This window comes from Bacillus cereus group sp. BfR-BA-01316 (assembly GCF_022664195.1).
Taxonomy (GTDB): Bacteria; Bacillota; Bacilli; order Bacillales; family Bacillaceae_G; genus Bacillus_A.
The window spans coordinates 1-23,779 of the sequence record NZ_JAKUGX010000022.1; the positions used below are offsets into that span (position 1 = coordinate 1).

The following is a 23,779-nucleotide window of genomic DNA, read 5'->3' on the forward strand; positions in this document are numbered from 1 at the left end:
GAAGGATCGAAAGAAGAAGTAAAAGAACCAGCAAAAGAAGTTGAAGGATCAAAAGAAGAAATAAAAGAACCAGCAAAAGAAGTTGAAGGATCAAAAGAAGAAGTAAAAGAATCGACAAAAGAAGTTGAAGGATCGAAAGAAGAAATAAAAGAACCAACAAAAGAAGTTGAGGGAGCAAAAGAAGAAGTAAAAGAACCGACAAAAGAAGTTGAAGGACCAAAAGAAAAAGAAGTAGCACAAGAAATCGAAAAATCGAAAAAAGAAATAAATCAGTCAGCAGTTCAAGAACAAAATATAAATAATCAGGTTGTGAAAGAGAAAGTAGTAGGGAATCAAAGTATGAAAGAAAGTAAACCAGTTGTTAATAAGCAAGAAGAAAATGAAAAATCGCTAGCAGCAACAGGTGGACAAGCTAATACATCAGCATTACTTGCAGGTATAGCATTTGTGCTTTCAGCATTGAGTATGTTTGTATTTAGAAAGAGATTATTTAAGAAATAAAAAACGTTTTATCTTATTATTATATAAAATGATTATATGAGTTTCTGAGAAGACCTTGTCATAGCAATTTCATGTTGAAATATGCTTATGATCAGGTCTTTTTGAATAGGGGAAGGATTAATACGAGGATGTTTCGATCGCTTCAATAATGGAGCGACTGTAGCAAAAATTGTAAGTCCTTTTCGTTCACTATATGTTCAAAATGTATGAAGAAATAATATGAAATATTGCATTTTATATCATTTCATTTGGATAACATGTTAAGTTCGTGAATGGAATATTTACATAGGGGGAAATGATATGAACAAGAAATCAAAGATCAATAAAGTCATGCTTAGTATTAGCACAATGGCCCTATCGTTAGGAGCAATTCAAACTCATGTGTCAGCGGAAGAAAAAGTACCATATAATGTATTGCATTCGAAACCAGTTGGAATTGAAAAATCAGTAGATGAGATTGGACACGTTTCTAAAGCCGAGGAAACATTATCGTTTCAAGAACGTTTAAAAGTAGGAGATTTTTCACAGCGACCAGCATCTATTATGAAGAGTTCAGAAGTAAAACAGGTTAAAGAAAGTTATTCAATGGCTGATTTAAACAAAATGAATGATCCAGAATTGATTGAAACGTTAGGAAGTATTAAGTGGAATCAAATTACAGACTTATTCCAGTTTAATGAAGATGCAAAAGCCTTTTATAAAGATAACGGAAAAATGCAAGTAATTATAGACGAATTAGCTCATAGAGGTAGTACATTTACGAAAGATGATTCAAAAGGAATTCAAACGTTTACTGAAGTGTTACGTTCAGCTTTTTATCTTGCATTTTATAATAATGAATTAGGCGCCTTAAATGAAAGAAGTTTCCAGGACAAATGTTTACCTGCTTTAAAAGCAATCGCAAAAAATCCAAACTTTAAGCTTGGAACAAATGAGCAAGATGCAGTAGTATCTGCATACGGTAAATTAATTAGTAATGCTTCAAGTGATGTTGAAACAGTGCAATACGCAGCCAATATTTTAAAACAATATAATGATAATTTTAATGCATATGTAGACGATCGTATGAAAGGACAAGCTGTATACGATCTTATGCAAGGTATTGATTATGATATGCAATCTTATTTATTTGAAACTCGTAAAGAGGCAAAAGATACAATGTGGTATGGAAAAGTAGATGGATTTATTAATGAGATTAATCGTATTGCTCTTCTAAATGAAGTAACGCCAGAAAATAAGTGGCTCGTTAATAATGGAATTTACTTTGCTAGCCGTTTAGGGAAGTTTCATAGCAATCCAAATAAAGGATTAGAGGTTGTTACACAAGCGATGCATATGTATCCACGTTTAAGTGAATCGTATTTTGTTGCAGTAGAACAAATTACAACAAACTATAACGGGAAAGATTATAGCGGGAATACGGTAGACTTAGAGAAGATACGTAAAGAAGGAAAAGAGCAATACTTACCAAAAACGTACAGATTTGACGATGGATCCATTGTGTTTAAAACAGGGGACAAAGTATCAGAGGAAAAAATTAAGAGATTGTATTGGGCAGCGAAAGAAGTAAAGGCGCAATATCACCGTGTAATCGGTAATGATAAAGCTTTAGAACAAGGTAATGCAGACGATGTATTAACGATAGTAATCTATAACACTCCAGATGAATATCAATTAAATAGACAACTGTACGGATATGAGACAAACAACGGTGGGATTTATATTGAAGAGACAGGCACATTCTTTACATATGAGCGTACGCCAGAGCAAAGTATTTATAGTTTAGAAGAGTTATTCCGTCATGAGTTTACTCATTATCTTCAAGGGAGATATGAAGTTCCAGGTTTATTTGGAAGAGGAGATATGTATCAAAATGAAAGATTAACTTGGTTCCAAGAAGGGAATGCAGAATTTTTCGCAGGATCTACTCGTACGAATAACGTTGTACCGAGAAAGAGCATAATTAGTGGATTATCATCTGATCCTGCAAGCCGCTATACGGCAGAGCGTACACTATTTGCTAAATATGGCTCTTGGGATTTCTATAACTACTCGTTTGCATTGCAGTCGTACTTATATACTCATCAATTTGAAACGTTTGATAAAATTCAAGATTTAATTCGTGCGAATGACGTGAAAAATTATGATACATATCGTGAAACTTTAAGTAAAGATCCGAAGTTAAATAAGGAGTACCAAGCTTATATGCAGCAGTTAATTGATAATCAAGATAAGTATAATGTGCCGGAAGTAGCAGATGATTATTTAACTGAACATGCATCAAAATCATTAACAGAAGTAAAGAAAGAAATTAACGATACGTTGCATATGAAAGATGCAACAATAACAAAGCACACATCTCAATTCTTTAATACATTTACACTAGAAGGTACGTATACAGGTAGTGTAACAAAAGGTGAATCAGAAGACTGGAAAGCAATGAGTAAACAAGTAAATGAAGCTTTAGAACAATTAGCGACAAAGGAATGGAGTGGATACAAAACTGTTACGGCATACTTCGTGAATTACCGTATTAATGCATCAAATGAATATGAATATGATGTAGTCTTCCATGGTGTCGCAAAAGATGATAAAGAAAATAAAGCTCCAATTGTTAATATAAATGGTCCTTATAATGGGCTTGTAAAAGAAGGAATTCCATTCAAAAGTGATGGATCAAACGATGAAGATGGAAAAATCGTTTCTTATTTATGGGACTTCGGGGATGGAAGTACAAGTACAGAAGTTAATCCAGTACATGCATATGAAAGAGAAGGAACTTATAAAGTAGCGTTAAGAGTAAGAGATGATAAAGGTAAAGAGAGTAGAAATGAAACAACTGTTACGATTAAAGATGGAAGTTTAACAGAATCTGAACCAAATAATCGTCCAGAGGAATCAAATCGTATCGGGCTAAATACTACTATAAAAGGTAGCCTTATTGGCGTGGATCACACCGATGTTTATACATTTAATGTGGCATCAGCGAAATATATCGATATTTCTGTTTTAAATGAGCATGGAATCGGGATGACATGGGTACTTCACCATGAATCAGATATGCAAAATTACGCAGCTTACGGTCAAGCTAATGGAAATCATATAGAAGCAAAATTTAATGCAAAACCAGGTAAGTATTACTTGTATGTATATAAATATGATAATGGTGATGGAGCGTACGCATTATCAGTAAAATAAGTGTTCTTCCAATGTATGTTTAACTTTACTTTTTGTGGAAAATAGTATATTATATAGATATACAATATATCGGTTATTTACTAGGAGGAGCCTGTCACAATAGGTTTCTCCTGTTCTTTTTTAGAGGCCTGTCTTACAGGCTTTTCTTTAAAAGGTAAATAACTGAAAATTAAGAACGATAATCTTTGAAAGAGGTGGGGCATACATATAACAAAAAAAGGGATTGTTTAAGAAAGGGGGATAAGAAATGGTCTTGTTTGGTTATCCACTTGAAACAATTTATTTATATGGATTTATTATCGCTACTATACTCACTGTTATTTATATTTTCTTTGGAGATATATTTGAATCAATATTTAGTTTTGGGGGCGGATCTGTATCCGTTGTTACTTTACTACTTAGTTTCTTCGCCATGTTATGTGGACTTAGTTATATAGGAGAGTATTTATATTCCTATAATAGTCTCGTTATTTTCGGGGCCTCATTCGCTATATCTTTTATTGGTGTATTTATTATGAAAATATTAATTTTAAAACCGATTGCAGAAGCAGAACAAAACACTGTGCAACGTATGGATGAATTTGTTGGTTGCAAGGGAGAAGTCATTACGACAATTCCTACAGAAGGATTTGGTGAAGTGTTAATCTCCTCCCAATTTGGAAGTAATGCAATACCAGCGAAAACAATTGGGAAAAAAGATATTTCACAAGGAACCGAGGTTATTATTGAGGGAGTTCAAGATGGTGTTTTGCTTGTACAAAACATCGCTTATTCTTTAAAGAAACCAAAATTATAAGGGGGAATTTACATGACGATTCCATTAATTATCGGTGGAGTTTTACTCGCAATTTTAATTCTACTCATTTTAGTATTCATTACGAAGTATCGTACAGTTGGTCCAGATGAAGCATTAATTGTAACAGGGAACTGGCTTGGTGGTGGAAAGAATGTTGTTACCACTGATGATGGAAAGAAGATTAAGATTATCCGCGGTGGTGGTACTTTCGTTGTGCCAATTATGCAACGAGCAGAACTTCTTAGCTTATTAAACTACAAATTAGAAGTTGGAACACGTGATACGTATACGAAACAAGGTGTACCGATTACAGTAAACGGTGTTTCTATTATTAAAGTAGGATCGACAATTGAAGAAGTTTCTACAGCAGCTGAACAATATTTAGGAAAAGAAACGGAAGAGTTAAAAGTAGAAGCAAAAGAAGTTTTAGAAGGGCATCTACGTGCTATATTATCTTCTATGACAGTAGAAGATGCTTATAGTAATAGAGAGCAATTCGCACAAAAGGTACATGAAGTAGCTTCTACTGATTTGAAGAAGATGGGTCTTCGTATCGTTTCCTTTACAATTAAAGAAATAATGGATAAAAACGGCTACTTAGATGCACTTGGTCAGCCGCAAATTGCAATGGTTAAGCGTGATGCAACAGTTGCGAATGCAGAGCGTGAAAAAGAGGCACGAATTGAAAAAGCTCGTGCTGAGAAAGAAGCGAAAGAAGCAGAATATCAACGTGATGCACAAATCGCTGAAGCTGAAAAACATAAGGAATTAAAAGTACAATCTTATAAGAGAGACCAAGAACAAGCTCGTGCAGATGCAGATCTTTCTTACGAATTACAACAAGCGAAAGCGCAACAAGGTGTTACAGAAGAGCAAATGCGAGTTAAAATCATTGAGCGTGAAAAGCAAATTGAGTTAGAAGAAAAAGAGATTGCGCGTCGTGAAAAGCAATACGATGCAGAAGTAAAGAAAAAGGCAGATGCAGATCGCTATGCTGTTGAACAATCAGCCGAAGCGGAAAAAGTAAAACAAATGAAAAAAGCAGATGCGGATCAATATAAAATTGAAGCAGAAGCAAGAGCACGTGCAGAAGAAGTTCGTGTAGAAGGTTTAGCAAAAGCAGAAATTGAAAAAGCACAAGGTCAGGCAAAGGCAGAAGTACAAAAGGCACAAGGTACAGCGGAAGCAGATGTTATCAGGTTAAAAGGTTTAGCAGAAGCAGAAGCGAAACAAAAAATTGCAGAAGCATTTGAATTATATGGGCAAGCGGCAATTATGGATATGGTTCTTAAAATGCTTCCAAGTTATGCGAAAGAAATTGCGGGTCCACTTAGTAACATTGATAAAATTACAGTCGTTGATACAGGCGGTGGCGGAAAGAATAGCGGCGCCGGGAAAGTTGCAGGGTATGCGACAGATTTAATGGCAACAATGCAAGAAACTTTAAAAGCCTCTTCTGGTATTGATTTAAAAGAATTACTAGAAGGATTCGCTGGAAAAGGTGCCGTGCAGCAACTATCCAACGATAAACCTGTCGTATCTGTAGTAGAAGGTGAGAAAAAAGAAGTAGAGAAAGATAAGGAATAGTAAGGTGAAAAGCCCCTCTAGTAAATAGATACTAGAGGGGCTTTTGTGTGTTTATAGGCCTCTCTGCTAACACCCCGACAGAGTAGTGAATAATGATATAAAAGTAAAGAAATAAATGTGGTATGATTAAGTTGAAAAGTCTGTATATTCTTTTAATTCTATCTTCAGTAATGTTAGGGGAATGATTTTGAAATTGAAGAAATTGAAACTGCAACCGAGAATTACATTAACTATTAGTACACTTATTCTTGCTGTACTGCTGTTAACGAGTTATTTATTTTACTATATATTATCTGAAACAGTAGAAGAGCAAATTGGAAAAAGGGCGTTGCATGTTGCGAAAACAGTTGCTGCTATACCAGAAATCGGGGAAGCTTTTCAAAAAGAAAATCCGGCTTCTATTATTCAGCCAATTGCAGAAAAAATTCGAATCGAAACAGATGCTGACTTTATTGTAGTTGGAAATAAAGATGGTATTCGTTATGCACATCCTAAGAAAGATAAAATAGGAGAAGCAATGGTTGGTGGAGATAACAAAGGAGTTCTATTAGAAGGGAAATCTTACGTTTCGAAAGCAACGGGATCATTAGGACCGTCCTTACGCGGAAAAGTTCCAATCCGTAATCAGGATAATGAAATTATTGGCGTAGTATCTGTTGGTTTTTCAATGGATGATATTCATGGAGCGATAGAAGTGTATGGAAAGCGTGTGTTTTGGATTACAATAACAGGTCTGTTAATTGGGATAATTGGCTCTGTATATTTAGCAAAAAGTATTAAGCGGATGATGTTTGGAATGGAACCAGAAGAAATTTCTTCCTTATACGAAGAACATAGTACTGTGATTCAATCTGTACGTGAAGGGATTATCGTAATTGATAAAAATGGAATGGTTAGTTTAGTCAATCAAGCGGCATACGATATTCTTTCTTTAAATAAACAGCGAAGTATCATTGGAGAATTTATTTTAAATGTTATCCCTAATTCATCGATACTCGAGGTACTTCAAAACGGTGAGGAACAGTTTGATCGGCAATTAAATATAAAGGGACAGGCCGTTATTGCCAATCGTTTACCTATTAAAGTTAACAATAAAGTAACTGGCGTCGTATCTAGTTTACGTTTGAAATCTGAAATGGATCAGTTAACAGCAGAATTGTCTCAGACGAAGCAATATACAGAGGCGTTACGGGCACAAACACATGAATATAACAACTTATTGTATACGCTTTCAGGTCTTATTCAGTTAGAGTCATATGAAGATGCTTTAGAGCTTATTCATAAGGAAACGGCAGTCTATCAAGATTTCGTTCAATTTATTATGAAACGAATTCAAAATCCATGGTTAGGTGGAATTTTAATTGGATTTTACAATAGAGCACGAGAGTTGAAGATTGATTTTGTGTTAGATCGAGAAAGTAGTTTAGAAAAGTTAAGTCCGCATATTGATAGTAATTATGTTGTTTCTATACTGGGAAATTTAATTACGAATGCATTTGAAGCAATTGAAAAAAATCAAGAGTATGACAAGAGAGTTAGAATGTTTGTAACGGATATTGGTGAAGAAATATTAATTGAAGTGGAAGATTCAGGACACGGGATTCATGATGAAATAATTACTAGCATATTCTATAAAGGTTTTTCGACGAAAGAGGGAGGAAAACGTGGATATGGATTAGCAAAAGTGAAAGAGCTAGTGGAAGATTTAAATGGAAGTATTGCAATCGAAAAAGGGGATTTAGGTGGTGCGTTATTTATCATTGCATTACCGAAAGAGAGAGGCGAATTGTAATGACTGAGGGGATTGAAGTATTGATTGTAGAAGATGATATCCGGATTGCAGAGATTCATCGGCGTTTTACTGAAAAAATTGAGGGATTTAAAGTGATTGGGACGGCAACGACCGGAGAACAGGCGAAGGAATGGTTAGAATTTGTGAAGCCACAGCTTGTTTTATTAGATGTGTACTTACCTGATATGCAAGGAACGGAACTTGTCACATATATTAGGCATCATTTACATGATACAGACATTATTATGATTACAGCTGCGTCGGAAACAGATGTAGTACGACATGCTTTACGAGGCGGAGTAACAGATTATATCGTAAAACCACTTACATTCGATCGATTTAAAACAAGTTTAGAAAATTATCAAAAAAAGATTACGCAATTAAAGAAAAGCGCTCAATTATCCCCGGAACAAATTGAACATCTATGGTCTCAAAGAGGAGTGCAGGCAAATCATATAGAATACGCCCCGAAAGGGATAGACCCATTAACGTTAGCAAAAATAAAAAAGCATATGCTAACTATTAATGAAGAGGGAATTACTGCAGAGATGCTAAGTTCAATGGTAGGTGTAAGCCGATCAACTGCGAGACGCTATTTAGAGTATTTGATTTCTGGAAAGAAAGTGCATGCGGAGCTTATATACGGAAGTGTGGGAAGGCCAGAAAGAAGGTATTTCCGCGTTTCTTCATAGGGGATTTTTACAACAATAAAAACAGTAGAGGATTATTACATTTCCTCTACTGTTTTTCCTAGTTTTATCTTATATTGGAATAATTCCAATTGCAATTCCAGTAATCAACATAACCATTGTCGTTCCAACAGCCCAAAGTAAAGTGAATCGTTGGTGTTCACCAAAATCAACCTTGGCCATTCCGACTAATAAATAAGTGGAAGCAACGAGGGGACTCAGTAAGTGAACAGGTTGACCGAGTAACGAGGCACGTCCCATTTCTGCTGCACTAATTCCGTAAGCGGCAGCAGCTTTCGTTAATATAGGTAATACGCCGAAGTAAAAAGCATCATTAGACATGAAAAATGTGAACGGCATACTTAGTAAAGCTGTAATAATTGGAAGCTGGGGGCCAAGTGCATCTGGTATAAGAGTAACAACACTTTGAGCCATCGCATCTACCATTTTTGTTCCAGATAGAATACCTGTAAAAATTCCAGCAGCAAAGACGAGAGAAACAACCGCTAATACGTTTCCAGCGTGAGACGCAATACGCTCTTTCTGTTGTTCTAAGTTAGGGTAGTTAATCATAACAGCAATAGCAAAAGCGACTGTAAATAAAACAGGTAACGGCATAATCTCTAGTATGAGACAAACGAGGAGGGAAGCAGTTAATAAAAAGTTAATCCATAGTAGTTTCGGGCGTTTATGTATTTCAGCTTCAACTGTCGCAGCTTGCTCATCCATTGTTTGCATTTGTTTTAAATATTGTACATCCATAATTCCTAAACGTTTTCTTTCTTTTTTTCCAAGATAGTAGGCAACGAAAACTACCCAAATTGCACCAGCAATCATTCCGGGAATAAGTGGTGTAAATAGTTCGGAAGCTTCAAGCCCAAGTGCACTCATAACCCGAGCGGTTGGTCCACCCCAAGGTGTAAGATTTGTCACCCCAGCTCCTAACATGACAACCCCAGCTAATATAAGTGGATTCATTCCAAGACGTTTATATAGTGGATACATTGCGGAAACAGTAATCATATACGTTGTTGTTCCGTCCCCATCTAATGAAACGATAATAGTAAGAATAGCCGTACCAACAACAATTTTTAAAGGATCACCTTTTACAAATTTCAAAATTTTGCTAATGACAGGGTCGAATAAACCACTATCAATCATAATTCCAAAATACAAAATGGCGAACATAAGCATAATACCGGTAGGTGCTAGCTTTTTAATCCCCTCTAGCATCATAGGTCCCATATTTGCATAAAAGCCACCAATTAATGCGAAAGTAATTGGAATTAATATTAATGCTACTAATGCTGACATACGTTTAGTCATAATTAAAAACATAAAGACAAATACCATCGTAAATCCAAGTAGTGCTAACATGTAATCTCCCCCTCAAAAGAATGATTGCGCTTTCGAAATAGAATAAAAATTCAGAAAAAGGTTTTTTGTTTATAATAAAAGCATTCATTCAAATGGTAAATAATTTGAAAAATAACATCATTAGAAGCATAATTTTTATTTTGATCATTTTGTTCATGAAGGTAATTTTGAATTTTTAAAAAGATAATTTACTTCGCACAAGAATGGTAGAATAAGGTGAAAACGAGAAGCGCGTGAAGTAGGGAGTAGATTTTGAATGGAAACAAGAATAGAAGAGATTTATAGTTCGTGTAAAGGAAGAGTAGAAGAGATTTTTATTAATGAATCCTCTTACGTATATGAATGGGAAAAATTAATGATGATCCGAAAGCACGATGGTGAGCTTGAAAAAATCGGGGTTGGGATCAGTGGAAATATAAGATTAGTAAATGTAGAAGTTGGACAGGAAATTAGTGCGGATACATTATTAGTTAAGATAGAAGATGATTTGTTAATTACTGGTTGTGAATGATGAGAGATGTGTAGAAATAACTGCACATCTCTTTTTTTCCATATATTACAAAAAGAACAATGTTTTTTCACAAATCTCACACAACTTTTTGATATTCTCCTAGTTGAGTACAATGAATAAATTTTTAGGAGTAATGTATTGTCATTAATAGGGAGGAAATAGGGATGAGAGTAAAGTATGCTGTGCTTGTTATATGTTTATGCTTCGTATTTACAATAGTAGGATGTGGGAAAAGGGACATAGAAGCTATTGCGGTTGATGAGAAAAATGATAAGTGTGATATTTGTCAAATAGGGGTAATGGATAATCAATTTGCAACAGAAATTATTTTAGATAATGGAAAAGCCTTAAAGTTTGATGATATTGGCTGTATGTATAAATGGATGGATAACAATAAAAATGAGAAGACGAAAGAAAAGTTTGTACGAGACTATAATACGAAAGATTGGGTTCCATTACAGGACGCAACTTACGTATATGATAAAACAATAACAACACCTATGGCTTATAACGTGATCTCGTTTAAAGATAAAAAAGATGCGGAAAGTTTTGTATCTAAATATAAGGGGAAGGTCCTTTCCGACAAAGAATTATCAGAGCATAAGTGGGAAATGAATAAAGAGATGATGGGGAAACCGCAAAAAGGGAATAGCGGAGGACATTCTCATTAATCCGAAAAAGTAGTTACATAAAGGACAACCATCTAAGGTTGTCCTTTTCTTTGGCTGATGAGATGAAAAACGGAAAGATAAAAGGTGTAAAATAGTTAGAAGAACAGTTACAATATAATATAGTGACATATTCAGAGTGATTACTATGTGTATTTGAGTAATTAAGGGTAACAAAGATGTACAAGTATCGCTGAAACATGCTAAACTAATTGCTCCATAATATTAATGATGGAGCTGGGTGGCATATCATTCCAAACATGAATTATATGTTGAGAAAACATGAGCATAAGTATACTATGACAATTGAAGAAGGAATATAAGGTACTTATGGATAAATCTATTGAAGAAGAGTTATTGCATGTGATGGAGGAATGGTTAAGAAAACATTATCTTTCATAGGAGCTGTAGTTGTGAGAAAACAAAAAATTTTATTATGTACATTATTAGGACTTTTAATGATGGTAGTGGCTTGTGATAAGCAAGAAGAACCTGAATCGAAACCGGTTCACGTGAAAAACGAAAAAAAGCAAGAAAAGCATAAAGAAAAGGAAAAAGATAAAGAAGAGACTGGTATAAATTTAATGGATAAGCAATTATTGCTTTCTGCGACCCTAGGTGATACAGAAACGGCTATGAAGTTGATTAAAGACGGAGCGAATATTAACGTAGAAGGTGATAACGGAGAAACACCTGTCCTTGCAGCAACGTATCAGAATCATGTAGAGACAGTTAAAGCGTTAATTGATGCGGGAGCTGATATTGAAATTCAAGATGAGAAACAAAGTAATCCATTCCTTTACGCTAGTAGAGAAGGCTACAAGGATATCGTAAAACTATTAATTAATGCAGGAGTTAATACGAAAGAAACTACTCGGTCAGGTGGAACAGCATTAACTTCTGCATCTGAGCGTGGTCATGTAGAGGTCGTAAAAGAATTACTAGAGCAAACAGATATTGATGTGAATTACAAAAATAATCGTGGTGGAACAGCATTATTAGAAGCGATTGTATTAGGAAATGGTAGCGAAAATCATAAAAAGGTAATTCAAATGCTTATTGAGCATGGAGCTGACGTAAATACGGCTAACAGTGAGGGGACTACGCCGCTGCAATATGCTGAAAAAAGAGGTTTTAAAGATATTGCAAATATGTTGAGGCAAGCTGGGGCAAATGAAGTTATGCAGCAGCAACCTATAGAATAATACAAGAGTACGATAAGAGACTAAGAAAATAACGGTCGCGAAATTATCCCATTTAGATAGACAGAACGAGGAAATCATTCGATAGGATGGACTCAGTGATGTTTATCTAAATGGGATTTTTGTTTTAGAAAAGAGGAATAGAGTATGAATCTTTTTGTATGGAGTTTTGCTATATGGGGGCTATATACCCAGTAATATGGAATGGAGGCAACCTTATTTTGCAATTGTTGAAAATGAACAAGTAGTTTCTATATGTTGCAGTGCAAGAAGTACAGGAGTGGCTGCTGGAGCGAGTGTGGAAACGTTAGCGGAGTTTCAAGGGAAAGGGTATGGTTCGGATGTTGTTACGGCCTGGGCGATATCAATACAAGAAGAAAAACACATTCCACTGTATAGTACGGCTTGGGATAATTTTGCTTCACAAGCAGTGGCAAGAGAACTAAAACTTATTAACTATGGAATGAATTTACATATCACTTGAGCTTTAAGCATAGTTGTTTTCTGTGTGGGGTTATTCTTATATCTAGATTATTGTAAAAGGAATATGTTGAATATTAACATTCGGTTAACACCTAATTAACAATTTATCAAAACTGACTTAATAAATACGTAATATAGTAAAGGTAACAAAATAACTAGGGTAGAGAACATTTGAGAACACCCGCTTACATATAACGTGCCACTTTCTTAGGTGTGCTCTATTCCCTAGAGTTCAAATAAGGAGAAAGGTGTTCTATGTAAGTAGGTGTTTTTAGTTTGGATAAAAATAGAAAAGCTAGGTGGAATCAATGTTTAAATAACCTTATATCGCGATGATAAAAAATTGGAAAGGGTATAAAACATACAAAAAATTACCTAAAACAGTTTTTCTTATGACTGGTTCAATGCTGGAGTTACCAGAGCGTGTATATGAATTACAGAAACATGGACATGATGTATTTCTTCATTGTGATTTTATACAAGGCTTAAATACGAACACAGAGGAAGCACTTTTATATATTCAAGATGTTATCGGAGCACAAGGTATTATTTCGACAAAGGGATCGACAATTCGAAATGCCAATAAAATTGGATTGAAAACGATTCAACGTATTTTTATCGTTGATACTTTATCTCTTACAAAATCAATTGAAAATTGTAAAACGACTAAACCGAATGCAGTAGAGATTATGCCTGGTATTATGCCTTCTATTATTAAACAGCTAGCAGAGGAAATAGAATTTCCTATTATTGCAGGCGGACTAATTCAAACGAGAGAAGATGCGGAAATTGCAATTCGTGCAGGAGCAAGTGCAATTTCAACGAGCCATTATGAAGTGTGGATACAAGAAGAAAAAAGGAGTGCAACCTTGTGATTGAATTGAAAAATGTTTCAAAGGTATATAAAAATGCGGAAGAGACAGCAGTTAAAGACGTATCAGTTCATATTAAAAGAGGAGAATTTTTTGTTTTAGTTGGACCTTCGGGATGTGGAAAAAGTACATTATTACGAATGCTGGCTGGTTTAGAAGAAATTTCTTCGGGAGATTTAATTATTAATGAACGTGTTGCAAATGATTTAGAGCCAAAAGATCGTAATCTATCAATGGTATTTCAAAACTATGCGTTATATCCGCACTTATCTGTAGAAGAAAATATTTTATTCGGACTTAAGGTAAGAAAAGTACAGAAAGAAGAGCGGCAAAAACGATTAATGGAAGCTGTTGAAATGGTAGGACTGAAAGAGTATGTGAAAATGAAACCGGGGCAATTATCAGGTGGACAAAGACAGCGTGTTGCGCTTGCTAGGGCGATTGTGAGTCAAGCACCGATTTGTTTAATGGATGAACCACTTTCGAATTTAGATGCGAAATTACGTGCACAGATGAGGATTGAAATTAGAGAAATTCAGCAACGATTAGGAATTACGATGATTTACGTTACTCACGATCAAATAGAAGCAATGACTATGGGAGATCGTATCATGGTCTTAAATAAAGGAAGTATACAACAAGTTGGAACACCGCTTGACATATATAACGAACCAGCAAACGAATTTGTTGCAAGTTTTATAGGTTCTCCGTCTATGAATATGAATGATGGGGAAGTGGATAAAGAAAAAGGCATATTACATATAGGGCAATTGCAAATCCCATTATCTATTGGACAGCTAAAGCAATTACCAGAAGGAACTATTCGAATAGGCATGCGTCCTGAGCATATTGCATTGTCTGAGGAAGGACAAGAAGTGACGCTGCAATCTGTAGAAGTATTAGGGAATGAATCTATATTAAACTTTGCGGTAAATGGAACAACTTGGAGTGCGAAAGTCATCGGACAATTACTCCTGAACAAAGGTGACAAAGTAAAATTATTATTCTCGCAAGAAAAACTATGCTTCTTTCACCAGAATACGAATGAAAGATTAAAAGTGGTAGCTGAAGAAGAGCTGAAAGTGGTGGCGAAATAATGATTGAGGTAGGGAAATTACCAACTCAAACAAAAGTTTCAAAAAAGAAGGCATTATGGGGAAGAACGAAAGATTTAAGAATAGGATTATTATTTTTAGCACCATCTATTTTATTGTTTTCGATTTTTCTTTTCTATCCATTGTTTAGGACGATTTATTATAGTTTTTATTTAACAGATATACACGGGGAAGCTAACCTTTTTGTTGGCTTAGAAAATTATCAATATTTATTTTCTGATCCTGCTTTCTACAAGAGCGTAAAGTCAACTTTATTATTTGTTGTATATACAGTGCCTACTAGTATTGTATTTGCTTTATTTCTTGCATTAATTGCAAATGAGAAAGTAAAAGGTATTGGATTGTTCCGGGTGCTCTTTTCTTCAACGATGGGGATATCGGTAGCTGCTAGTGCAGTGATTTGGTTATTTTTATTCCATCCAAGCGTAGGGTTATTTAATAATATATTAGCCTCTATGAATCTCCCTGCAATTGCATGGTTAACGAGTCCAGACTGGGCATTATTTTCTGTATCGGTTACAACTGTTTGGGTGAATACAGGATTTGCATTTTTAGTTATATTAGGCGGTTTACAAAATATTGATACGTCTTTATATGAGAGTGCATCTATAGATGGTGCTAGTTATTTATATAAGCTTCGCTGCGTTACATTACCGATGCTATCACCAACTTTATTTTTTATCGTGACAGTAACGTTGATTAGTGCATTTCAAAGCTTTGGGCAAATTGATATTTTAACACATGGTGGACCGAATGATGCAACGAATTTAATTGTGTACTCGATTTATAAAGAGGCATTTGTGAATCATCAATTTGGAACGGCAAGTGCACAAGCAATGGTATTATTTGTTTTCATTTTCATTGCTACATTACTTCAATTCAAGTTTGCAGAGAGAAAGGTGCATTATAAATGATCGTGAAAAAATGGAAACAAAATTTTCTTTTATATATGTTGCTCATCATTAGTGCGATGATGGTATTTTTTCCTGTACTCTACGCGTTTTTAATAAGCTTTATGACACCAGACGATATTCAAATGAGAAGGTTATTTCCAACTCAATTTACTTTTGATAATTTCATTAATATTTTTCAAAAAGTACCGCTTTTTACATATTTATATAACAGTTTAATTGTATCGACAGTTGTTATGTTTGGACAACTTATCGTATCAAGCTTAGCAGCTTATGCTTTTGTCTTTCTTCAGTTTAAAGGAAGGAACTTTATTTTCTTCTTGTTTATTTCAACGATGCTCATTCCGTGGGAAGCGACGATGGTACCAAACTTTTTAACGATTCAAAACTTCGGATGGATCAATAGCTTTGCTGGGATGACAGTGCCATTTTTTGCAACAGCTTTCGGTATTTTTTTACTACGTCAGCATTTTATGACACTTCCAAATGAACTGAAAGAAGCTGCTTTTATTGAAGGGATTGGAAATGTAAGATTTTTATTCAGTGTTGTAATTCCGTATTGTAAAACGAGTTTTATTACGCTTGGAGTATATAGCTTTTTAACAACATGGAATATGTATTTATGGCCGCTTTTAGTGACCACTGATGAAAAAGTAAGAACAGTTCAAATTGGTGTGAAGCAGCTCCAGTCTCAAGAAGTTGCAACTGATTGGGGAAGTGTAATGGCTGGTGTTACTGTTATCGTCATTCCAACATTGATTTTATTATTTTTAGGACAAAAGCAATTGCAACAAGGATTAACAAAAGGTGCAATTAAATAAGCATACATAGGAAAAAGGTGGGATTGAGATGAGTTTATTGAAAAAAAGTGCTGTTCTTTTGATGGCAGCCACAATGGCGTTAACTGGGGCAGCTTGTTCAAGTAGTAAAACAGAGGGGAAATCTGAAGCACAGGAAAAAGTAGCTCCTGTTGAAAAAAATGGTGATAAAACTGTAATTCGCTTCTGGCATGCGATGGGTGGAAAAACACAAGGTGTGCTAGATGGGCTTGTTGCAGACTATAATAAGTCACAGAATAAATACGAGATAAAGGCAGAGTTTCAAGGAACATACGAAGAGTCTTTAACGAAGTTCAAAACGATAGCTGCAACGAAAGAAGCACCAGCTCTTGTTCAATCAAGTGAAATTACAACGAAATATATGATTGATAGCAAAAAGATTACGCCTATTGATAACTGGATTAAAAAAGATAAGTACGATACATCAAAATTAGAAAAAGCAATTACGAATTATTATTCAGTTGATGGAAAAATGTACTCTATGCCATTTAATTCATCTACACCAGTATTAATTTATAATAAAGATGCTTTCGCAAAGGCTGGGTTAGATCCGGAGAAAGCTCCAAAAACATATGCAGAATTAAAAGAAGCAGCGAAGAAGTTAACGATTAAAGAGGGCGGAAATGTAAAACAATATGGATTCTCTATGCTGAACTATGGTTGGTTCTTTGAAGAATTATTGGCGACACAAGGCGGTCTATATGTAGATAAAGAGAATGGACGTAAAGATGCAGCTACGAAAGCAGTATTTAACGGAAAAGAAGGTCAAAAAGTATTTGGGATGTTAGATGAATTGAATAAGGCCGGTACACTCGGAAAGTATGGAGCAAGTTGGGATGATATTCGTGCCGCATTCCAATCTGGACAAGTTGCTATGTATTTAGATTCTTCAGCTGGTGTTCGTGATTTAATTGATGCATCTAAGTTTAATGTTGGTGTTGCATATATTCCATATCCAGAAGATACGAAACAAAATGGTGTTGTAATTGGCGGAGCATCATTATGGATGACGAATATGGTTTCAGAAGAAACGCAGCAAGGTGCTTGGGACTTTATGAAATATTTAACGAAACCAGACGTACAAGCGAAATGGCATACAGCAACAGGGTATTTCTCAATTAATCCAGATGCATATAATGAGCCGTTAGTAAAAGAGCAATACGAAAAATATCCACAGCTAAAAGTAACGGTAGAACAACTACAAGCGACGAAGCAATCTCCAGCAACTCAAGGGGCATTAATTAGTGTATTTCCAGAATCACGAGATGCCGTTGTAAAAGCATTAGAAGCAATGTATGACGGGAAAAATAGTAAAGAAGCATTAGATGAAGCTGCAAAAGCAACAGATAGAGCAATTAGTATTTCAACTCGTACAAGTCAAAAATAAAAGAAAGCCGTATCCTTAAAAAGGATACGGCTTTCTTTACAGGGAGATAAGGGATCAAAGAAATGAGGAACTCTTATCTCTTTTATATGAGTAAAGGGTCTAGAATGAATCTTGTCTTTTTCATTATTTGTTTAACTCCATTGCAACTTGTTTGCCATTTACGAAAACCTCTGCCACCGCTACTACAACTTCCATCACTTTTTTCATATCTCATCTCTCCTTGTTTTTTGTTTCATTTCTTACCTTAAGTATAAGGAAATGTAGTAATTACAACTATCGAATTGGATGACAAGAGACTTACATTGTTGTAAGGGTAATAGCTTTATTTGTAAGAAATGATATTTCGGATTAGGATTCAGAAATTTCTGCTGGTTTGATCTATAATTAGAAAGAGAGTGGTTTAGAAAGAAGGGGAAGAAATGAGGAGAATACTTGTTATTAGTGATATTCATGGAGAAATAGAAAAGTTCGAGAAATTATTGAAAGAAGCTCAATACGACGCGAAACAGGATCAGCTCATTTTATTAGGGGATTATGTGGACCGGGGTCCAAATGCATGTGCTGTAATTGAAAAGGTGAAAGAGTTAAAAAAAGAGGGAGCTTTCGTTTTAAAGGGAAATCATGAGGATATGATGATTAAAGCGTTAACGACAGATGAGGAACGTTCATGGAATCATTGGGTAAAAAGAAATGGTGGCGATAAAACATTATATAGCTATGGATTCCTAGAAGAAGATATTGCGGTTAATGAGGAGGACTTCCAAAAGCCGGTTTTACAATCTCATGTATTAGAAGAACATGTAAAGTTTATTCAAGAACTAGATCATTACATTGAAACAGAAGAGTATATATTTGTACATGCTGGTGTTGAGCCGATGAAACGAGTTTCTGAATCTGAACCGTACACGTTAATGTGGATCCGTAATGAGTTTCATAGTGGATATAGTGGCGAAAAGGTTGTTGTATTTGGCCATACGGAAACGAAGACGCTTCATGGTAATGGAAATTGCGGAGTATATTTTGGTAGTAATCGTATTATTGGAATTGATGGCGGGTCTGTGTATGGTGGGCAGTTAAATTGTTTGGAGTTGCCGAGTAAAAAGGTGTATGTAGTAAAAAATTGAAAGAGATAAGGGAAATCTTATTTCTTTCAATTTTTTATTAAGCAAAATTTAAGAAAGAGCTTTTATAATAAAGGTTCAAAATTCTATATCAAGCAAAACCTTAGAAGGAAATATTCGAAAATAAAATTACATAATATGATTACATTCTTTCGTTATGAAGAGAAGAAATGTAATAATAAATAGAGTTGAAATAGATTGTGGAAGGTGAGAATATGCGCTTACTTGTAGTAGAAGATAATGCTTCTTTATTAGAGTCTATTGTCCAAATCTTACGTGATGAGTTTGAAGTAGATACAGCGTTGAATGGAGAAGATGGATTATTTTTAGCACTGCAAAACATTTATGATGCAATCCTACTTGATGTGATGATGCCAGAAATGGACGGATTTGAAGTGATTCAAAAAATACGTGATGAAAAGATTGAAACGCCAGTCCTGTTTTTGACAGCGAGGGATTCTTTGGAAGACCGGGTGAAAGGATTGGATTTTGGTGGAGACGACTATCTCGTTAAGCCATTTCAAGCACCGGAATTAAAAGCGAGAATTCGTGCTTTATTACGACGAAGTGGTAGTTTAACAACAAAGCAGACAATTCGTTATAAAGGGATCGAACTGTTTGGAAAAGATAAAGATGCACAAGTAGATGGACAAGCAATTAAGTTGACTTTAAAACAGTATGAACTTCTAGAGTACCTCATTCAGAATAGCGGTAAGATTTTAATGCGTGAACAAATTTTTGATCGTGTTTGGGGATTTGATTCAGATACGACAGTAGCGATTGTAGAAGTGTATGTGCATCATTTACGTAAAAAATTAGAACCATTCGGTTATCAGAAAGATATTCAAACCGTTCGAGGTATTGGATATATATTAAAAGAACAATGAAAAAAGGAAGTATGTTTCAAAAAACACGCATTCGTCTGACTATATTAAATTCGTTAGTGTTTATCCTATTAATAGGAGTTTTAGGCAGTATTATTTATGCATACACATATAAACGTACTTATAATGAAGTAAATAGATCTATAGAAAAAACGGTTCAATATAGAGAAAGATTAGATGATAAAATTCCTCGTAGGAAATTTATGGAAAAAAATCCGGTTGGAGATCCGCGGGTAGTCCAGTTAACTTGGATTGGAAAAACGGTAGAAGTAGATGTTGATAATCGTAAACTTCGTCCCACTTTTGAAGAACATTTAGAGAAGTTTTATCCCAAAAAGTTAGAATCCGTACAAGATATCGAAGTGCAAGGCAAATATTTTAGAACATTTTCGTTTCAAAAAGATGGGAAAATAGTTCAAATCGTACGTGATACAACAGCTGAAGAAGAGATGCTAAATACTTTATTTTTAATTCTCGTTATTGGCTGTAGCATAGGAAGTCTATGTGCAATTGGTATCGGTTTTTTCCTAGCTGGTAGAGCGCTCATACCTATTCAAAATTCATGGGAAAAACAGCAACAATTCGTTTCAGATGCATCACATGAATTAAGAACACCGCTTGCAGTTATTCAATCAAAAACGGATGTGTTATTCCAATCACCATCCGCTACGATAGAAGAAAAAGCGATGGATATTTCTACGATTTCAAAGGAGTGTAGACGGTTATCGAAGCTCGTAGCTAATTTATTATTGTTAGCACGTTCGGATTCTAATCAAATCGAGATGGATAAGAAAATATTTGAATTGGATAAATTGTTAGAAGAAATAATAGATCCATATAAAGAAATTGCTTCTTATCAAGAAAAAGAGATGCTATTAAAAGTAGAACGTGACATATCGTTTATTGGCGATAGAGAGAGAATCCATCAATTGATGGTTATATTGCTAGATAATGCGATGAAGTATACGAATGAAGGTGGACATATTCAAATTAATTGTATGCAAACGAGTAGTTCAATTCGCATACAAGTGAAAGATAACGGGATAGGAGTTAAAGAAGGGGATATTCCAAAGTTATTTGATCGTTTTTATCAAGGAGATAAAGCGAGAAGTCCATCAGAAGGAGCGGGATTAGGTCTTTCAATCGCTAATTGGATTGTAGAAAAGCATTATGGGAAAATATCGGCAGAGAGCAAATGGGGAGAAGGAACTTGTTTTGAAGTGATTTTCCCAAAAAATCAAAGATTATAAGTGAGAAGACGATCTTGTTTTTACAAGGTCGTCTTTTTTAAGGGAAAGTTAAGGAATAACTTGTAGCATGTATTACATCATGGAAACTTGTAATAGAAAGAGACGCTGGAGTAGATGTTTTTTGAATGAATTAGATGAATCATACTGTTATTTCTAACAGTGATGAAGTTGATGTATAGTATTGGAAAAATTATGGTGAAGATGGAAAAAGAAAGCGTGAGAGGGAGGAAGAAGTCTTGAAAAAGAAAATGATGACGGTATTCGCTATTGGAGTAATGAGTTTAAGTATATTAGGGGGTGCCTCTCCTTCTGGAATGACAAAAGGAAAGACAGATTACACGCAGCGTAGTAAAGAACAATTAAATGATGGGAAAATACATGCAATGCATACAGAAGAAAAGGCGGAAAAGTTAGGCATTGAAACGGATGGTAAAGAACAAATTACGTTAGAAAAAGAAATTCATGAGACGGAAGTAGGAAGAGAAGCTGATCAATTAGGTATCTCGGCAGAAGGAAAAGATGTTGGAATTCTTTCAGAAGAAATTTATGAAACAAAAGTGAGGCAAGAAGCATTGAAATTAGGAATATCTATAGAGAATACGTCGATTGTAAGTTTAATTGATCAAATTAATAAGATTAAAATTAATAATGAAGCAGAAAAGCTTGGTGTTTCAACTGAAGGAAAAGAAATAGAAGAGATTGAGGAAGAAATCTACGGAACGAAAGTTAGAGAAGAAGCAGAAAAGCTAGGTATTGCTCAACAAGGAAAAGATATGGAAGAGTTAGCACAAGAAGTGTACGAACAAAAAGTGCAGGAAGAAGCAAAAAAATATCATATTGATTTATATGGCAAAGATATATATCAAGTATTAAGAGAAATAAATGAGCAAAAGGTAATAGAAATAGCAGATGAGCTTGGTATGGATAGAGCGAATTTGAATATTCAAGATTTAGCGGAGAAGATAAATCTTGAACAACCTGAAAAGGGAAAAGAGCTTAAGTTTGTTCCTATGGTTCAAACAGATGCCGATGCATTTTATTCGTATTTAACGAATTAAAAAGGGCGTGAGAGTGATACGAAAATGGAAGTGGTATATATGTATGGCCGTCCTATGTATAGGAATATGGGGTGCATATACAAATGGGATTACAGCGTATGTGGAGAAAATAAAGGGATTACTATTCTCAAGTATACAAAGTCAAAAACGAATAGAGTTTATTAATAAAGATGAAAAAGTCATGTTATCAAATGTGCCTTTAATTCAGCAATTACCAGAGCTAGATAGAGGCTGCGAAGTAACAAGTTTAACGATGATGTTACAATACGCAGGTGTTTCTGTAGATAAGATGAAATTGGCAAATGAAATAAAAAAAGTTGATTTTTTAGACGATGGTGTAAGAGGAAATCCGAATGAAGGATTTGTTGGGAACATTTATACGTTTTCTGAATCGGGATATGGTGTATATCATGGACCACTTTTTCAATTAGCGAAAAAATATTTACCGAGTGAAGCTGTGGACTTAACAGGGAAGAGTATAGGAGAACTTTATAAGAGTGTAAATAATGGGCAACCGGTAGTAATGATTACGAATGCAACATATGCCCCATTAGATGAGGATGAATTTACTATATGGGAAACAAATAGTGGGGATGTTTCTATTACTTATAATGAACATTGTGTTGTTCTTGTTGGATATGATAAGGAGTCTGTATATATTCAAGATCCACTTAATGAACGCCCGAATATTAGTGTATCGAGAGCGGATTTTGAAAAGGCGTGGGTACAAATGGGGAGCCAAGCGATTAGTTATGTGAAAAGCTCAAAATAAATTAGGCATAACGGGTGACGAAATTAAAATAGTGACTTATACAGATGAATGGAAAAAAAGAATTTTCTAAAGTGAAACATGAAATACAAGAAAATATGCATATAGAGGCGAATCGTATAGAACACATTGGTAGTACAGTTATTGAAGGTATGGTATCCAAGCCAGTTATAGACATATTAGTAGCTGTAGAGGATTTTAATGCAGTAGAAAAGTGTATTACGGATGGTTTTAAATCTATAGGATTTTTACAATTAAAGGTGGAACGACCTGGTGAAATTGTCTTTGAAAAGTTTACTGATTCTACTTTTCAAAAACGCACACATTATATCCATTTAGTAGAGTATGAAAAAGGGATTTGGAATGATTTAATCTTCTTCAGAGATTATTTGAATGCCAATGAGGAAGCGAAAGTGGAGTACAAAAATTTAAAATTAGATTATGCTAAGAAGCATTCAGTCGGGATAAAGAAGTACATGGATCATAAAGAAAGTTTTGTAAAAGGTGTTTTTAAGAAGCGAAAGTGATATGAAACGAGAGAACTTCTATATGGGGTTCTCTTATTCTGTAAGTTAATCTTTTTAAAAATAACTAAATATGCAGAAATGCATAATTGAGCAAAATAATACATGTTATTATTATATATTGTTTCCTAAGTTGGTGAAATAACGAAGAGTGCAGCGGCTGTAGAAGAATAAGTTAATTTGATGGAAGAAGAAAAGAACTATAAGAAATGACTGTAAATTTAAAGTATAATAACAGCAAATAA

Annotated in this window: 20 protein-coding genes and 2 pseudogenes; 21 read left to right on the forward strand and 1 reads right to left on the reverse strand. The window is 34.7% G+C overall.

Annotated features, from left to right (window positions below; all coding sequences use genetic code 11):
• From MR071_RS16515 to MR071_RS16540, 6 genes are all read left to right on the forward strand, one after another.
• A partial coding sequence (locus MR071_RS16515) for an LPXTG cell wall anchor domain-containing protein (RefSeq protein WP_242236978.1) occupies window positions 1-501 on the forward strand: 501 nt, incomplete at its 5' end.
• Window positions 502-801: 300 nt separating this feature from the next.
• A complete protein-coding gene (gene colA / locus MR071_RS16520) occupies window positions 802-3,699 on the forward strand; it encodes a collagenase ColA (protein ID WP_242236980.1) in 2,898 nt (965 codons plus the stop codon).
• 247 nt (window positions 3,700-3,946) lie between these two features.
• Window positions 3,947-4,495 carry an NfeD family protein gene (locus MR071_RS16525; protein ID WP_105586184.1) on the forward strand — a complete coding sequence of 183 codons (549 nt, stop codon included), beginning with the start codon at window positions 3,947-3,949 and terminating at the stop codon, window positions 4,493-4,495.
• Window positions 4,496-4,507: 12 nt separating this feature from the next.
• Window positions 4,508-6,082, forward strand: a complete 1,575-nt coding sequence (locus tag MR071_RS16530) for a flotillin family protein (protein WP_242236982.1) — start codon at window positions 4,508-4,510, stop codon at window positions 6,080-6,082.
• A gap of 181 nt (window positions 6,083-6,263) precedes the next feature.
• The gene (locus MR071_RS16535) at window positions 6,264-7,874 is read left to right on the forward strand and encodes an ATP-binding protein (protein ID WP_242236984.1); all 1,611 of its coding nucleotides are present in this window, start codon (window positions 6,264-6,266) and stop codon (window positions 7,872-7,874) included.
• Window positions 7,874-8,566, forward strand: coding sequence for a response regulator (locus MR071_RS16540; RefSeq protein WP_242236986.1), 693 nt, complete (start codon window positions 7,874-7,876; stop codon window positions 8,564-8,566). Before MR071_RS16535 ends, MR071_RS16540 begins: the two co-directional genes overlap by 1 nt.
• Before the next feature lie 69 nt (window positions 8,567-8,635).
• Here MR071_RS16540 and MR071_RS16545 read toward each other — a convergent pair whose 3' ends face one another.
• Window positions 8,636-9,940: a CitMHS family transporter gene (locus MR071_RS16545; RefSeq protein WP_242236989.1), complete on the reverse strand. Its 1,305-nt coding sequence runs from the start codon at window positions 9,938-9,940 to the stop codon at window positions 8,636-8,638.
• 256 nt (window positions 9,941-10,196) lie between these two features.
• On the opposite strand from MR071_RS16545, the gene MR071_RS16550 reads away from it, so the two are divergent.
• The 15 genes and pseudogenes from MR071_RS16550 (at window position 10,197) to MR071_RS16620 (ending at window position 23,537) form a co-directional block, all read left to right on the forward strand.
• Window positions 10,197-10,451, forward strand: a complete 255-nt coding sequence (locus tag MR071_RS16550; RefSeq protein ID WP_105586180.1) for a hypothetical protein — start codon at window positions 10,197-10,199, stop codon at window positions 10,449-10,451.
• Between the two features lie 164 nt (window positions 10,452-10,615).
• Window positions 10,616-11,122 carry a nitrous oxide reductase accessory protein NosL gene (locus tag MR071_RS16555; protein ID WP_105586179.1) on the forward strand — a complete coding sequence of 169 codons (507 nt, stop codon included), beginning with the start codon at window positions 10,616-10,618 and terminating at the stop codon, window positions 11,120-11,122.
• A gap of 371 nt (window positions 11,123-11,493) precedes the next feature.
• A complete protein-coding gene (locus tag MR071_RS16560; RefSeq protein WP_242236991.1) occupies window positions 11,494-12,324 on the forward strand; it encodes an ankyrin repeat domain-containing protein in 831 nt (276 codons plus the stop codon).
• A 196-nt stretch (window positions 12,325-12,520) separates the two neighbouring features.
• Window positions 12,521-12,805 (forward strand): annotated as a pseudogene (locus tag MR071_RS16565) (GNAT family N-acetyltransferase); the annotation flags it as partial.
• Window positions 12,806-13,136: 331 nt separating this feature from the next.
• Window positions 13,137-13,679, forward strand: a complete 543-nt coding sequence (locus tag MR071_RS16570) for a glycerol-3-phosphate responsive antiterminator (RefSeq protein WP_242236994.1) — start codon at window positions 13,137-13,139, stop codon at window positions 13,677-13,679.
• Window positions 13,676-14,773: an ABC transporter ATP-binding protein gene (locus MR071_RS16575; protein ID WP_242236997.1), complete on the forward strand. Its 1,098-nt coding sequence runs from the start codon at window positions 13,676-13,678 to the stop codon at window positions 14,771-14,773. Before MR071_RS16570 ends, MR071_RS16575 begins: the two co-directional genes overlap by 4 nt.
• On the forward strand, window positions 14,773-15,705 hold the full coding sequence (locus MR071_RS16580; protein ID WP_105586176.1) for a carbohydrate ABC transporter permease: 933 nt from the start codon (window positions 14,773-14,775) through the stop codon (window positions 15,703-15,705). Before MR071_RS16575 ends, MR071_RS16580 begins: the two co-directional genes overlap by 1 nt.
• Window positions 15,702-16,523, forward strand: a complete 822-nt coding sequence (locus MR071_RS16585) for a carbohydrate ABC transporter permease (RefSeq protein ID WP_105586175.1) — start codon at window positions 15,702-15,704, stop codon at window positions 16,521-16,523. Before MR071_RS16580 ends, MR071_RS16585 begins: the two co-directional genes overlap by 4 nt.
• A 28-nt stretch (window positions 16,524-16,551) precedes the next feature.
• Window positions 16,552-17,928 (forward strand): ABC transporter substrate-binding protein, encoded by a 1,377-nt coding sequence (locus MR071_RS16590; RefSeq protein WP_242236999.1) that lies wholly within the window; start codon window positions 16,552-16,554, stop codon window positions 17,926-17,928.
• 419 nt (window positions 17,929-18,347) lie between these two features.
• Window positions 18,348-19,052, forward strand: coding sequence for a metallophosphoesterase family protein (locus MR071_RS16595; protein ID WP_105586173.1), 705 nt, complete (start codon window positions 18,348-18,350; stop codon window positions 19,050-19,052).
• A gap of 212 nt (window positions 19,053-19,264) precedes the next feature.
• Window positions 19,265-19,936, forward strand: coding sequence for a response regulator transcription factor (locus MR071_RS16600; protein WP_105586172.1), 672 nt, complete (start codon window positions 19,265-19,267; stop codon window positions 19,934-19,936).
• Complete coding sequence (locus tag MR071_RS16605; RefSeq protein WP_242237001.1) at window positions 19,933-21,183, forward strand: sensor histidine kinase; 1,251 nt, start codon at window positions 19,933-19,935, stop codon at window positions 21,181-21,183. Before MR071_RS16600 ends, MR071_RS16605 begins: the two co-directional genes overlap by 4 nt.
• Window positions 21,184-21,419: 236 nt before the next feature.
• A complete protein-coding gene (locus tag MR071_RS16610; protein ID WP_105586170.1) occupies window positions 21,420-22,241 on the forward strand; it encodes a transporter in 822 nt (273 codons plus the stop codon).
• Between the two features lie 43 nt (window positions 22,242-22,284).
• On the forward strand, window positions 22,285-23,013 hold the full coding sequence (locus MR071_RS16615) for a C39 family peptidase (protein ID WP_242237003.1): 729 nt from the start codon (window positions 22,285-22,287) through the stop codon (window positions 23,011-23,013).
• A gap of 7 nt (window positions 23,014-23,020) precedes the next feature.
• Window positions 23,021-23,537, forward strand: a pseudogene (locus MR071_RS16620) (GrpB family protein).
• The last annotated feature ends 242 nt before the right edge of the window (window positions 23,538-23,779 follow it).

Coding starts and splice junctions, on each gene's coding strand:
- MR071_RS16540 (WP_242236986.1), top strand. CDS start 7,874: ATGACTGAGGGGATTGAAGTATTGATTGTAGAAGATGATATCCGGATT.
- MR071_RS16570 (WP_242236994.1), top strand. CDS start 13,137: ATGATAAAAAATTGGAAAGGGTATAAAACATACAAAAAATTACCTAAA.
- MR071_RS16600 (WP_105586172.1), top strand. CDS start 19,265: ATGCGCTTACTTGTAGTAGAAGATAATGCTTCTTTATTAGAGTCTATT.
- MR071_RS16605 (WP_242237001.1), top strand. CDS start 19,933: ATGAAAAAAGGAAGTATGTTTCAAAAAACACGCATTCGTCTGACTATA.
- MR071_RS16595 (WP_105586173.1), top strand. CDS start 18,348: ATGAGGAGAATACTTGTTATTAGTGATATTCATGGAGAAATAGAAAAG.
- MR071_RS16550 (WP_105586180.1), top strand. CDS start 10,197: ATGGAAACAAGAATAGAAGAGATTTATAGTTCGTGTAAAGGAAGAGTA.
- MR071_RS16555 (WP_105586179.1), top strand. CDS start 10,616: ATGAGAGTAAAGTATGCTGTGCTTGTTATATGTTTATGCTTCGTATTT.
- MR071_RS16615 (WP_242237003.1), top strand. CDS start 22,285: ATGGCCGTCCTATGTATAGGAATATGGGGTGCATATACAAATGGGATT.
- colA (WP_242236980.1), top strand. CDS start 802: ATGAACAAGAAATCAAAGATCAATAAAGTCATGCTTAGTATTAGCACA.
- MR071_RS16525 (WP_105586184.1), top strand. CDS start 3,947: ATGGTCTTGTTTGGTTATCCACTTGAAACAATTTATTTATATGGATTT.
- MR071_RS16545 (WP_242236989.1), bottom strand. CDS start 9,940: ATGTTAGCACTACTTGGATTTACGATGGTATTTGTCTTTATGTTTTTA.
- MR071_RS16590 (WP_242236999.1), top strand. CDS start 16,552: ATGAGTTTATTGAAAAAAAGTGCTGTTCTTTTGATGGCAGCCACAATG.
- MR071_RS16560 (WP_242236991.1), top strand. CDS start 11,494: ATGGTTAAGAAAACATTATCTTTCATAGGAGCTGTAGTTGTGAGAAAA.
- MR071_RS16535 (WP_242236984.1), top strand. CDS start 6,264: ATGATTTTGAAATTGAAGAAATTGAAACTGCAACCGAGAATTACATTA.
- MR071_RS16580 (WP_105586176.1), top strand. CDS start 14,773: ATGATTGAGGTAGGGAAATTACCAACTCAAACAAAAGTTTCAAAAAAG.
- MR071_RS16530 (WP_242236982.1), top strand. CDS start 4,508: ATGACGATTCCATTAATTATCGGTGGAGTTTTACTCGCAATTTTAATT.
- MR071_RS16585 (WP_105586175.1), top strand. CDS start 15,702: ATGATCGTGAAAAAATGGAAACAAAATTTTCTTTTATATATGTTGCTC.